We start from the raw sequence: 12,558 nt of genomic DNA on the forward strand, positions 1-12,558 counted from the left end.
CGCCTCGAAAAATTGAGCGGCTTATAGCTCCAAGCATCGGCTTTGCATAGCCGATCCCCGAGCCATCCGGCTCATTCTGCCCGTTTTGAGCGCTCCAGACGCACAAAAGTCAATTCAAACGATTTAACAACCCCACCGCCATTCGAAAACTTCGCTTTCAAAGGGCGGCAGGCTGATGTGGGCGACGATTATACGACGCCCGTACCGGCGTTACACACGCTCGCCATTCACGACGCGATAGCTCGGCGAATACATCGTCACCAGTTCTTCGGCGGCTGTGGGATGAACCGCCATGGTGCGGTCGAAATCATCCTTGGTGCAGCCGGCTTTCAGCGTGATGCCGAGAAGCTGCGCCATCTCGCCCGCCTCATGGCCGAGAATATGGACGCCAACAACCTTGCGGTCGGCGGCATTGACGATCAGCTTCATGATCGTCTTTTCCTGACGGCCGGAAAGCGTCGCCTTCATCGGCCGGAACTGGGCGCGATAGACTTCCAGTTCCGGATATTTCTTGCCGGCTTCCTCTTCCGAAAGGCCGACGGTGCCAATTTCCGGCTGCGAGAACACCGCCGTCGCGATCAGCTCGTGATCCGGCTTGGTCGGGTTGTTCTTGTATTCGGTTTCGATGAAGCACATTGCCTCATGGATTGCCACCGGCGTCAGCTGTACCCGGTCGGTGACGTCACCCAGCGCGAAGATATTCGGCACATTCGCGCGCGAATAATCGTCAACGATGATCGCGCCGCGCGCATCCACCTTCACACCGGCGTTTTCGAGACCGAGGCCCTTGGTATTCGGATCGCGACCAAGCGCCAGCATGACAAGACCTACATGCAGAGAGCTACCCTGCTTGGTGCGTGCCACGAAACCGCCGGCGCCGTCCTTGCTGACTTCCTCGATGATATCTTCCAGAAGGATGCGGATGCCCTTGGCCTCCATCGCTTCATGCAGGCCCTTGCGCATGTCCTGATCGAAGCGCGACAGGATTTCCTTGCCGCGATAGATCAGGGTCGTTTCGACGCCGAGCCCATGGAAGATATTGGCGAATTCCACCGCGATATAACCGCCGCCGGCGATCAGGATCGATTTCGGCAGCTCTTCCAGGTCGAAAGCCTCGTTGGACGAGATCGTCAGCTCATGGCCGGGCAGCGCCTTGTGCTCGTTCGGCGTGCCGCCGACGGCAATCACGATGCGCTCGGCGGTGAAGGTCTCGCCGGTTTTCGTCAGCTTCACGGTATGGGCGTCGACCAGTTCCGCCCGGCTATCGAAAATATCGGCCTTGGCGTTTTCCAGACCCTTGCGGTAGAGCCCTTCGAGACGGGTGATTTCCTTGTCCTTGGCCGCGATGAGCTTCTTCCAGTCGAAGCTGCGCTCGCCGACGCTCCAGCCGAATCCTTCCGAATCCTCGAAATGCTCAGGGAATTGCGAGGCGTAGACGAACAGCTTCTTCGGCACGCAGCCGCGGATGACGCAGGTTCCGCCATAGCGGTATTCCTCGGCGATCGCGACGCGCTTGCCGAGCGAGGCCGCCACGCGGCCGCTGCGCACGCCGCCGGAACCGCCACCGATGACGAAAAGATCGTAGTCATAAGCTGTCATAGTCAAAACCCCTGATCAAAACCGCCGTCCTCAGCCTCGAGACGGGCGGCGGCGCATTCACGGCACATATAGGTGCTGCGACGCACAAATGAAAAGCCCGGTCTTGCGGCCGGGCTTTGAATATTTCTGAATTGTCCGTTCACCCAATCAGGGCTTGGGAGCAGCCGGAGCGCCACCGGTGGCGTTCTGATCGGCCGGAAGCGGCTTCAGATCGGCGCCGGCAACCTTCTGCAGTTCCGACATGCTGGAAGCGTTGAGGTCGCGGTTGATGCCGGCGGCCCAGATGTCGGCAGCCTTCATCAGTTCGCGCGTGGCGATCGGGCCGTCCTTCAGAAGCTTCTTGCCGGCTTCGCTGCTGTAGAAGGTGGAAATGGCGTTCAGCTCTTCGACGGTGAAGGCGCGCGCATAGGTGAGCGCTGCTTCGCGCTCCAGATCTGCGCGGCGCGGCGCAAGCTCGAGAGCCTTCGCATCGACAGTCTCGGTGATCGCGTCCTGAACGTTCGGCGAAGCCTGAATGAGTTCGGCCTTCAGACGCTCCGCCAGACCCGGCAGAATGTCGTCGAAACGGTCGGTAACGCCAAGAGAGGTGATCGCCTGCCGTGCGGCAGCGATATGCGCTTCCGAAATTTCCTGAGCGCGTGCGGCAGTACCGAACACGACGCCGGAAATGAGGATCGAAGCAGCGGCAGCTTTGCCCAGTCCCGCTAGTTTGACCATGAAAATCTCGCTCCTGTTATACTGCCTGCATCACGCGGGCGCCTTCAGGACCCGCGATAATGGCAAGCGATGCCAAATTTATGAAAAGTCCGTGCTCGACGACACCGGGAATCGTGTTCAGCTCGCGTGCTAGCGCTTCTGCATCAGGAATACGGCCAAAAGATGCGTCGAGGATAAGGTGTCCGCCATCGGTCATGAAGGCGCCGTCGCCCGACGAACGCATCGTCAGCGCGCCGGAAAGCCCGGAACGCGACGCCAGTTTTTCGATGGCGATACGCGTCGCCACTTGGCCGAACGGGTTGATTTCGATGGGCAGCGGAAAGGCGCCCAGCGTTTCCACCACCTTGCTCTGGTCGGCAATCACGATCATGCGGGCGGATGCCGCCGCAACGATCTTTTCGCGCAGCAGCGCGCCGCCGCCGCCCTTGACGAGACGCAGCGCATGGTCGACCTCATCCGCACCGTCGATGGTAAGATCCAGTTCCGGCAATTCATCCAGCGATTTCAGCGGCACGCCAAGCTCGACGCACAGGCGCGCTGTGCGCTCGGATGTCGGCACCCCCTCGACTTTCAGACCGGCGGCGACCTTTTCGGCCAGAAGCCTGACGAATTCCTCGGCCGTCGAACCCGTGCCGATACCGAGCCGCATCCCATCCTGTACGTGGGACAATGCGGCCTCGGCGGCCTTGATCTTCATCTGGCGGGCATCCATGTGCCTGAAACTCCGGTAACTTTGTCGTCGCCGTGCTGTTTACACGGGTCGAAAGCCAAACGAAAGCCTTTTTCAAGCCAACGAACAGAACGTTGTGACGCGGTTGCAAAGACAGGCCCGTTTGCCTAGGCTTGGCGGGAATGAAAGCACCGATACATCAGTTACACGCATTCCCGAGAGGCCAGTTCCCGTGACATCCCGCCCGCTCTCCCCGCTCGCCATTTTCGATCTCGACGGCACGCTGGTCGATACCGCCGCCGATCTGGTCTCGAGCCTCAACCACACCATCGCCGCAGCCGGGCTTGCTCCCGTCACCTATGACGACCTGACCCACCTCGTCGGCCAGGGCGCGCGGGTCATGATCAAGCGCGCCTTCGCGCTTCGCGAGACGGAATTGCCGGAAGCCGAAATCGAGCCGCTCTATGAGCGTTTCATCACCCATTACCGCGTCGAAATGCCGGGCGAAAGCCGCCCCTATCCCGGCATCGTCAACACGCTGGATGCGCTCTCGGAAGCCGGCATCACGCTTGCCGTCTGCACCAACAAGACTGAAATCCTCGCTCTGCCGCTGCTCGAAAAACTGGGCCTGACACGCTATTTCGCCGCCATCACCTGCGGCGACACCTTCTCCTTCCGCAAGCCGGATGCCCGCCATATTCTCGGCACCATCGAAAAGGCCGGCGGTGACGTCCAGCGCTCCATCATGGTCGGCGACAGCATCAACGACATTCTCGCGGCAAAGAACGCCGCCGTGCCGTCGATTGGCGTCACTTTCGGTTATTCAGATGTGCCAATGGTTGAACTCGAACCGGATGTGGTGATCGACGATTTCACTGCGCTGACGCCGGCGCTGTTCGAAGAACTGGTTGCGAAGGGTGCAGCGGCCGCCTGAGAGGCTGGACCAGACAAGTAAAGCGCCAGGGAACGGCGATTCCGACGTCAATGAGAGCTGAACAACCTCTCTTCCGTCATGCCGGACTAGATCCGGCATCCAGCCACGGCGCGTCTGCGCCGTGAAGAGAGTCTCTTACGATCAAGGACTTGATCGCGCTGGACCCCGGATCAAGTCCGGGGTGACGGAGTACGGTGTTGCCGTTGACGCCAAATGTAGCAGGCGGACTCCAGCACCAAACAAATTGGGCAGGCCTTCCTTCAAACAAAAAAGCGCCGTCTCCGGCGCTTTTTTCTTGATGCAATCCTGATCAGATCGAAGCGGCACGCGCCTTCGTCGTCACGGCAAACGCCTTCTGCACATAGCTGTCGCGGTCATACACATCGTCGAAGAACTGCACCTTGCCGTCCTTGTCCGGCCAGGCGGTGAAATAGGCCACGTAGACCGGAACCTTCTCCGGCACCTGCACGGCGCGGTTCTTGCCGGATGCGATCTGCTCGCCGACCTTTTCGACGCTGGTGCCGAGAACGGCGGCAGCCATGCGGCGCGGATCGACCAGACGGATACAGCCATGGCTCAGCGCCCGCATGTCGCGGTTGAAGAAGCTCTTGGCAGGCGTGTCATGCATGTAAATGGCATGCGCATTGGGGAACAGGATTTTCAGGTCGCCCAGCGCATTGTCGCTGCTCGGCGGCTGGCGCACTGAAACGGCATTGGTAGAGCCATACCAGTTGACGCTGGTGGAGGAGACGGCACGACCGCCCACTTGCACTTCGTAACCCAGCCGGTCGAGATAGGACGGATCGCGGCGCAGCTTCGGCAGCATTTCGTTGACGATGATCGACTGCGGCACGCCCCAATAGGGGTTGAACTCGACGGTCTGGATTTCGTCCTGGAAGAAATAGGTCTGGTTGGCCTTGGAGCCGACGACCACCTTCATGCCGAACTGTTCCACGCCATCATTGTGGTAATAGGCCATGAAAGCGGGCTGGTTGATGAAGACATAACGCTGGCCGAGATCGGCCGGCAGCCAGCGGACCTGCTCCATCGCCACCTGCACCTTGGCGATCTTCGCGTCATTGCTTTCGCCGACCATGGCGCGCACGGTGGCGCGGCCGATCACGCCATCGGGCTTCAGACCGTTCTCGCTCTGGAACGCCTTCACCAGATCGACGAGATCGGGCGTGTAATCCGGCGTCTGCTGATACCCAGAAATGATCGCCGCATGCTCCGCCTTGAAGGCGGGCGATGCGCGATGTTCGATAGCCTTGACGACATTGGCCATATCAGCGCTGCTGTTGCCGGGCTTCAGGACCAGATCGGCGGGAACGCGGACGGTGTGAGCCGCATCACCCTCACCGCGCAGGCGGGCAAGCTCCGCCTTCAGCGCCAGATATTCGGCGCTCGACGGTTCACGGCTGCGCAGATAGGCGGCGACATCGGGGCTCAGGCCCGCAAGCTTCAGCACCGGTGCGAGGTTCACCGTCTTGCGCTTGAAATCGTGATAGCCGGAGAGCCGGTTCGGATCGACACGGCCACGGGCCGTATCCTGCACATAGGCGAGAACCTTGGCGGAAAGCGCCAGCTCGAACTGCATCTGCGCCCGTTGATAGGCGTCGGACACGGGTGCCGAGGCCGTCTCCACCGGCGTATCGGTCGCAGCCGCACCGGAAGCGTTGCTGATGCTGGCCGTCACATCCTTTGCCGGTGGCGAAATGCTGTAATCGGCCGGATCGAGGCCGCTTTCACCGACCGTCTCGAGAAAGGCGATGACAGCATTGGCGCGCGCGGTCAGCTCGCCTTCCGAAACCCAGAGCGTCTTGCCGCCGGCGCCGTAATAGGCTTCCAGCGCCTTGGCGATCTCGGGGGTGGCGCTGAATTTTAGATTGGCAAGGCCTCCACCGAAATTCGCCGTGTTCACCGCGCGGGCTGTATCCGCCTTGTAGTCGTAATAACGCGGGCCGGAAACACGCGGCAACGGCTCGGGATCGGAAGCATCGGCACTTTGGCCAGCGCTCGATCCGGAGGGCGAGGTGACGATGCCGGCCGGCGGCAATTCACCGCGATCACGCGCGATCTTGCCAGGGCCGCCGCGCAGGAGGTCCATCAGCGTTACCGCACCGGCGCTGCCGGGAAGAGCGGTGGAAACGGAAAGACCGAGAGCCAGCACCAGTGCTGCCGATGTTTTTCCAGATGTGACTTGCAATTTGATCCTCGTAGCACCCAGCACCGCCAGCGAAAGCGGGCATCAGTTTCATGCCTGTCTAGCCGATCGACGGCCCGTTGAAAAGAAAACGTGAAAAGGCCCATAACCGTGCCGAAATGAACCTTATGATACAGCCAAAGCCGTAAAAACGTAATTTCCAGAATTGGCGAGAATGGTTAAATTTCCATTTATTTCATTCACTTTGCCCTGCCCCGCCACACCTTCCGGGCGCCCCGGAAAGCCCGGTTTTCCGGCTATTTCGCGTCGTAGTAAAAATGACACGCCAGCGCCTTTTTCACCCTGCACCGCGCCTTAAGGCGAAATCGCTTTTGCGCGGCGGGAAATATCTGCCTCCGCTGCATTGCAGCGCTTTCATTGCCGGCGCGATGATTCTATATATCGGCCGCGCAAGGCGGGCGAAGGCGCCGTTTTGGCGGAGGAAAACGAGTAAAAAGGCAAGATTGATGACAGCCACACGGACGGAAACCGATACATTTGGACCCATTGAAGTTCAGGCCGATCGCTATTGGGGCGCGCAGGCGCAGCGCTCGCTCGGCAACTTCAAGATCGGCTGGGAAAAGCAGCCCGCCTCTGTCGTTCGCGCGCTCGGCATCGTCAAGCAGGCAGCCGCCCGCGCCAACATGGCGCTGGCAGGCCTCGACCCCAAGGTCGGTGACGCCATCATCGCCGCCGCGCAGGAAGTCATCGACGGCAAGCTGACCGAGCATTTCCCGCTCGTCGTCTGGCAGACCGGCTCCGGCACCCAGTCCAACATGAACGCCAATGAGGTGATTTCCAACCGCGCAATCGAGATGCTCGGCGGCGAAATGGGCAGCAAGAAGCCGGTTCATCCGAACGACCACGTCAATATGAGCCAGTCCTCGAACGACACCTACCCCACCGCGATGCACATCGCCTGCGTGGAAGAGATCGTTCATCACCTGCTGCCGAGCCTCAAGCACCTGCACAAGGCGCTGGAAGCCAAGGTCAAGCAGTTCGAGAAGATCATCAAGATCGGCCGCACCCACACGCAGGATGCAACGCCGCTGACGCTCGGCCAGGAATTCTCCGGTTACGCCGCGCAGGTCGCCTCCGCCATCGCCAATATCGAAACCACCCTGCCCGCGCTCTCCAAGCTCGCACAGGGCGGCACCGCCGTCGGCACGGGCCTCAACGCTCCCATCGGCTTTGCCGAAAAGGTCGCCGAGGAAATCTCCAAGATCACCGGCCTGCCCTTCGTGACCGCGCCGAACAAGTTCGAGGCGCTCGCCTCGCACGATTCCATGGTCTTCTCCCATGGCGCGATCAATGCGGCTGCGGCTGCACTCTTCAAGATCGCCAACGACATCCGCTTCCTCGGCTCCGGGCCGCGCGCCGGTCTCGGCGAATTGTCGCTGCCGGAAAACGAACCCGGCTCGTCGATCATGCCCGGCAAGGTCAACCCCACCCAGTCGGAAGCGCTGACGCAGGTGTGCGCCCACATCTTCGGCAACAATGCGGCACTGTCGTTTGCCGGTTCGCAGGGCCATTTCGAGCTCAACGTCTATAACCCGATGATGGCCTACAACTTCCTGCAGTCGGTCCAGCTTCTGGGCGACGCGGCCGTCTCCTTCACCGACAATTGCGTCGTCGGTATCGAGGCCCGCGAAGACAATATCAAAAAGGGCGTCGAGAACTCGCTGATGCTGGTGACGGCGCTCAACAGCAAACTCGGCTACGACATTTGCGCCAAGATCGCCAAGACTGCGCACAAGAACGGCACAACCCTGCGCGACGAGGCCGTCGGCGGCGGATACCTCACCAACGAGGAGTTCGACCAGTATGTGCGCCCGGAGAACATGATCGGGCCGAAGTAAGCCTGTTGAATTTTGGTGGAATGCGGAACGGGCCTTCGGGCCCGTTTTTTTTGTTTGAAGTTAGCGGGTCGGACTTAAATGATCGACGCCCCATCTCGAAATGCCATGTTTGTCGCGGCTATCGCATCCACACTCCGTCACCCCGGACTAGATCCGGGGTCCAGCGCGATCAAGTCCTTGATCGCTTTAGACTCGTTCACGGCGCAGACGCGCCGTGGCTGGATGCCGGATCTAGTCCGGCATGACGGAAGAAAGCCATTCGCATAAACAAAAAAGGGCCGCTTTCGCGACCCTCCTCATAATCCTTCAAACCGTCAAACCAGCCGGCTCTGCTCCACCGCCGCTTCGATGAAGCTGGCGAAAAGCGGATGCGGGTCGAGCGGGCGGCTCTTCAGTTCCGGGTGGTACTGCACGCCGATGAACCACGGATGGTCGGGATATTCCACCGTTTCCGGCAGGACACCATCCGGAGACATGCCCGAGAAGACCAGGCCGCATTCTTCCAGCCGGTCCTTGTAATCCACATTCACCTCATAGCGGTGACGGTGGCGCTCGGAAATATCCGTGGTGCCGTAGATTTCGGCGATCTTGGTGTCTTTCTTCAGCGCCGCCTTGTAGGCGCCAAGACGCATCGTGCCGCCGAGATCGCCCTTGGAGGAACGCTTCTCCAGCTCGTTACCCTTCACCCATTCGGTCATCAGGCCAACAACCGGCTCGGAAGTCGGACCGAATTCGGTGGAGGAGGCATTTTCGATGCCGGCAAGGTGACGGGCCGCTTCCACGACCGCCATCTGCATGCCGAAGCAGATGCCGAAATAGGGCACGTTGCGCTCACGCGCGAACTGCGCCGCCATGATCTTGCCTTCAGAACCGCGCTCGCCGAAACCGCCCGGCACCAGAATGCCGTTGACCTTTTCAAGGTATGGCGTCGGATCTTCCTTTTCGAAGACTTCCGACTCGATCCACTCGAGCTTGACCTTGACGCGGTTGGCAAAGCCGCCGTGATGCAGCGCCTCGATCAGCGACTTATACGCGTCCTTGAGGCCGGTATATTTGCCGACGATCGCAATCGTGACCTCGCCTTCCGGCGTGCGAATGCGGTTGCAGACCTCTTCCCAGGGCTCCAGACGCGGCTTGGGCGCCGGCTCGATGCCGAAGGCGGCCAGCACTTCCGAATCGAGGCCTTCCTTGTGGTAGGCAATCGGAACGTCATAGATGTTCGCCACATCCAGCGCCTGGATCACGGCGGAAGGACGCACGTTGCAGAACAGCGAAAGCTTGCGGCGTTCGGCTTCCGGAATTTCCCGGTCGGCACGCACCAGCAGGATGTCGGGGTGAATGCCGAGCGCCTGCAGTTCCTTCACCGAATGCTGGGTCGGCTTGGTCTTCAATTCGCCGGCTGCCGGAATGTAAGGCATCAGCGTCAGGTGAAGATAGATCGCCGTGCCGCGCGGCAGGTCGTTGCCGAGCTGACGGATCGCTTCCATGAAAGGCATCGCCTCGATGTCACCCACCGTGCCGCCGATCTCGCAGATGACGAAGTCGTAATCGTCATTGCCTTCGATCACGAAATCCTTGATCTCGTTGGTGACATGCGGAATGACCTGAACGGTTGCGCCGAGATAGTCGCCGCGCCGTTCCTTGTCGATGATGTTCTTGTAGATGCGACCGGTGGTGATGTTGTCGGTCTTGGTTGCCGAACGCCCCGTAAAGCGCTCGTAATGGCCAAGGTCGAGGTCCGTCTCGGCACCGTCATCCGTCACGAACACTTCGCCGTGCTGTGTCGGGCTCATGGTGCCGGGATCGACGTTCAGATAGGGGTCGAGTTTACGAAGCCGCACCCGATAACCACGGGATTGCAACAAAGCTCCGAGTGCTGCCGCAGCGATGCCCTTGCCTAGAGAGGAGACCACGCCGCCTGTGATGAATACATATCGCGCCATGGGATTCACCGGATACCTTTTTACCTCTGATTCCGCCAGCCCAAATTTCATGCTTTCGAAAATTCGCTGTTGACGAATTTGCGATGGGTCAGGCCGGAATGCGAACAAAAGAAAACCGGCAGGCTTTTGGCCTGCCGGAGCGTTAAATCAAAACCGGGCTTATTGACCGGTCGGAACTGCGTTCGGATCGGCGGGCTGCGCCGGGGCCGGAGCGGCCGTGCCGGAAGCGGCCGGAGCCGGGGTCGTCTGAGCCGGTGCGGCTGCACCATTGGTCGGCACGCCATTCTCAGCCGGAGCCGGCGTCGACGGCGTCGTCGCCGGGCCGAGCGTATCGAGAATGCCGTTACCCTGGCCCTGCGTGGCCGGAATACGGTTCAGAATGTCGGTCGGGCGCGATTCGTAGCGCGTCAGGAGACCGAGGCCGAGCGAGGTCGCGAAGAACAACGCGGCAAGGATCGCCGTGGTGCGCGTCAGCGCATTGGCCGTTCCGCGCGCGGACATGAAGCCCGAACCGCCGCCGATACCGAGGCCGCCGCCTTCGGAGCGCTGGATCAGGACCACGCCGACAAGCGCCAGCACGATCATGAGGTGAATAACAATCAAAACGGTCTGCATGACAATCCATTCCATGCCCCGCGCGGAGCACTACAAAGAAGGTTTCGCGGCTCTTTACATGAGGCGAAGGCTTATTCCAAGCCCCTTTCCCGCCATCTGTAACAGGAAAACCTGTCTCAGGCCGTCAGTTGCTCGTATGCCGCATAGATGGACAGGAAGTCTGCGGCTTTCAAGCTCGCGCCGCCGATCAGCGCGCCATCCACGTTCTCGACGCCCATCAGTTCCAGCGCATTGGCGGGCTTCACCGAGCCGCCATAGAGGATGCGCATGGTCTTGCCGGCCTCACCGAAGCGCTTGACGAGTTCGTCGCGCATGAAGGCGTGGGCCTCGCGCACATCGTCCACGGTGGGTGTCAGACCCGTGCCGATCGCCCAGACGGGCTCATAGGCGATGACGGTGTTTTCGGCGGTAGCCTCATCCGGCAGGGAGCCGGCGAGCTGGCGCTTGAGGATGTCGAGCGTCTGGCCCGCCTTGCGCTCATCCGCCGTCTCGCCGATGCAGACGATGGCGATGAGATCGGCCTGATGGGCGGCCACGGCCTTGGCGCGCACCAGATGATCGGTCTCGGCATGGTCGGTGCGGCGCTCGGAATGGCCGACGATGACATGGGTGCCGAAGCAGTCAGCGATCATCTCGGCGGAAATATCGCCGGTGTGCGCGCCGGAGGCGTTCTGGTGGCAATCCTGCGCGCCGATCATCAGCGGGCTGTCATCGCACAGCGCCGTTGAGACGTAGAGCAATGTCGAGGGCGGGCAGATCAGCGCATCCACCTTTTCGGACAGCGCGCCCTTGACGCCCTCTGCCATGGCCTTGATCTGATCGAGCGAGGCACGGGTGCCGTTCATCTTCCAGTTTCCGGCAACAAGCGGTCGAACATTCGGCGTCATGCGTATCCCATTCCCTTTGTCTTGAGGCCGCCTGTGGCGGCGCCCCTTCCCTCAGCCGTATCACGGCCCATAATCGCGACAGAAACGCTGCCGGAAATCCCGGGATATTCCTTTAACCTCAGCCGGCAACAAATGGTACAAAAAAGCGGCCCGAAGGTTCAAAACGACGGGCAATTTCTAAAAATTTGCCGTTGCTGACCCAAATCGCGGCCTCAGCGGCTCAAAATCCAGTTCAAAACCGCCCGCCAGTCGGTCATGCGCACCGGTGTGCCGTGGCTGCCACTCTCATACCGCGTGAACCGCGCCGGCTCGCCGGCCTTCAGCAAGGAACGGAAGATCGTCGCCTGCTGATCGGCCGAATAGACCTTGTCGGCGCTGCCATGGGTGAACCAGACCGGCTTCTTCGCCCTGGCAAAGGCGCTTTTCGGAAAATCCGGATCGACCGCACCGCCGAGGATCGCCATGCCCTTGAGATTGGCGACGGCAGCCTTGTCACGGCTGATACCGTAGCAGATGAAACTGCCCATGGAGGCACAGGCCAAAATGACAGGCTTGCCGCCCGATTTTTTGGCCGCATCGGCAATCAGCGCCGCAACATCGGCAACGCCGTTTTCATCGAAGGAGCGCACGCTCGGCACATAATAGGTGCCGCCATTGGCCACAGCGAGGTTTTTCAGCCGGTTGAAATTGCCGCCGAACGTATAGTCGTTCATGCCGAGCCGCCGGTCGCCGCCGCGCCCGTGAATGAAGATGACCGTAAAGGCCTGCCCGCTTGCCGGCCCGACGCGGCCGACCTCAAGCGCCCTGCCCTCGACGGACATTGTTTCCAGCGCCTGCGCCTTCTTCGGCGTCATATCGACATATTGCCGTTTCACCCGCCGCTCCGGCACCTCGTCGCGGCCATTGATATCGCGCATCTCCTGATAGTCGATGACTTCTGAAGCGCCGCCATCGGCGGTGGAAAGCACCGTCTGGGCGGAAAACAGCTCATCCTTGAACGGCCGCAGCGGGCCCTCGGCGGCAGAGGCTGCGACGGGCATGGCCGCCACAGTCAGGCTGAAAAGAGTACAAAACGTGAAATGAGCTGTGGACATGCCTTGGCTAACCGTTCATTCGTGGCTGCGAGACTTG

The 12,558-nt window shown here is 60.8% G+C and carries 10 protein-coding genes; 2 read left to right on the forward strand and 8 right to left on the reverse strand.

All coding sequences use genetic code 11. The annotated features are described in order from the left end of the window. Window positions 1-210 precede the first annotated feature (210 nt). The 3 genes from gor to rpiA all read right to left on the reverse strand — a co-directional run bounded on the left by gor (window position 211) and on the right by rpiA (window position 3,028). Entirely contained in the window at window positions 211-1,599 is a 1,389-nt protein-coding gene (gene gor / locus BTE54_RS15405; protein WP_078053035.1) for a glutathione-disulfide reductase, read from the reverse strand. Between the two features lie 147 nt (window positions 1,600-1,746). After that, window positions 1,747-2,316: a DUF2059 domain-containing protein gene (locus tag BTE54_RS15410; protein WP_078053036.1), complete on the reverse strand. Its 570-nt coding sequence runs from the start codon at window positions 2,314-2,316 to the stop codon at window positions 1,747-1,749. 16 nt (window positions 2,317-2,332) lie between these two features. After that, window positions 2,333-3,028, reverse strand: a complete 696-nt coding sequence (rpiA, locus tag BTE54_RS15415) for a ribose-5-phosphate isomerase RpiA (RefSeq protein WP_065654995.1) — start codon at window positions 3,026-3,028, stop codon at window positions 2,333-2,335. A 190-nt stretch (window positions 3,029-3,218) separates the two neighbouring features. Here rpiA and BTE54_RS15420 point away from each other — a divergent pair, with 190 nt between their 5' ends. Continuing rightward, window positions 3,219-3,920: a phosphoglycolate phosphatase gene (locus tag BTE54_RS15420; protein ID WP_078053037.1), complete on the forward strand. Its 702-nt coding sequence runs from the start codon at window positions 3,219-3,221 to the stop codon at window positions 3,918-3,920. Between the two features lie 310 nt (window positions 3,921-4,230). Here the strand turns inward: BTE54_RS15420 and BTE54_RS15425 are convergent, their stop codons facing one another. Beyond that, window positions 4,231-6,090, reverse strand: a complete 1,860-nt coding sequence (locus BTE54_RS15425; protein ID WP_198939165.1) for a murein L,D-transpeptidase — start codon at window positions 6,088-6,090, stop codon at window positions 4,231-4,233. A gap of 500 nt (window positions 6,091-6,590) precedes the next feature. Between BTE54_RS15425 and fumC the strand changes: the two genes are divergently transcribed. Continuing rightward, window positions 6,591-7,982 (forward strand): class II fumarate hydratase, encoded by a 1,392-nt coding sequence (gene fumC, locus BTE54_RS15430; RefSeq protein WP_078053110.1) that lies wholly within the window; start codon window positions 6,591-6,593, stop codon window positions 7,980-7,982. 314 nt (window positions 7,983-8,296) lie between these two features. On the opposite strand, the gene BTE54_RS15435 is transcribed toward fumC, so the two are convergent. The 4 genes from BTE54_RS15435 to BTE54_RS15450 all read right to left on the reverse strand — a co-directional run bounded on the left by BTE54_RS15435 (window position 8,297) and on the right by BTE54_RS15450 (window position 12,521). Beyond that, complete coding sequence (locus BTE54_RS15435; protein ID WP_059760448.1) at window positions 8,297-9,925, reverse strand: CTP synthase; 1,629 nt, start codon at window positions 9,923-9,925, stop codon at window positions 8,297-8,299. A 159-nt stretch (window positions 9,926-10,084) separates the two neighbouring features. After that, entirely contained in the window at window positions 10,085-10,540 is a 456-nt protein-coding gene (gene secG, locus BTE54_RS15440) for a preprotein translocase subunit SecG (RefSeq protein WP_003524802.1), read from the reverse strand. Between the two features lie 116 nt (window positions 10,541-10,656). Continuing rightward, window positions 10,657-11,427 (reverse strand): triose-phosphate isomerase, encoded by a 771-nt coding sequence (gene tpiA / locus BTE54_RS15445; RefSeq protein WP_078053039.1) that lies wholly within the window; start codon window positions 11,425-11,427, stop codon window positions 10,657-10,659. A gap of 212 nt (window positions 11,428-11,639) precedes the next feature. Further along, on the reverse strand, window positions 11,640-12,521 hold the full coding sequence (locus tag BTE54_RS15450) for an alpha/beta fold hydrolase (RefSeq protein WP_065654990.1): 882 nt from the start codon (window positions 12,519-12,521) through the stop codon (window positions 11,640-11,642). Window positions 12,522-12,558: the final 37 nt, after the last annotated feature.

This window comes from Agrobacterium sp. YIC 4121, from assembly GCF_002008205.1.
Lineage (GTDB): Bacteria > Pseudomonadota > Alphaproteobacteria > Rhizobiales > Rhizobiaceae > Agrobacterium > Agrobacterium leguminum.

Bases quoted from the DNA above. Each gene is read 5' to 3' on its own strand.
- gor (WP_078053035.1), bottom strand. From the start codon at position 1,599: ATGACAGCTTATGACTACGATCTTTTCGTCATCGGTGGCGGTTCCGGC.
- BTE54_RS15410 (WP_078053036.1), bottom strand. From the start codon at position 2,316: ATGGTCAAACTAGCGGGACTGGGCAAAGCTGCCGCTGCTTCGATCCTC.
- rpiA (WP_065654995.1), bottom strand. From the start codon at position 3,028: ATGGATGCCCGCCAGATGAAGATCAAGGCCGCCGAGGCCGCATTGTCC.
- fumC (WP_078053110.1), top strand. From the start codon at position 6,591: ATGACAGCCACACGGACGGAAACCGATACATTTGGACCCATTGAAGTT.
- BTE54_RS15435 (WP_059760448.1), bottom strand. From the start codon at position 9,925: ATGGCGCGATATGTATTCATCACAGGCGGCGTGGTCTCCTCTCTAGGC.
- secG (WP_003524802.1), bottom strand. From the start codon at position 10,540: ATGCAGACCGTTTTGATTGTTATTCACCTCATGATCGTGCTGGCGCTT.
- tpiA (WP_078053039.1), bottom strand. From the start codon at position 11,427: ATGACGCCGAATGTTCGACCGCTTGTTGCCGGAAACTGGAAGATGAAC.
- BTE54_RS15450 (WP_065654990.1), bottom strand. From the start codon at position 12,521: ATGTCCACAGCTCATTTCACGTTTTGTACTCTTTTCAGCCTGACTGTG.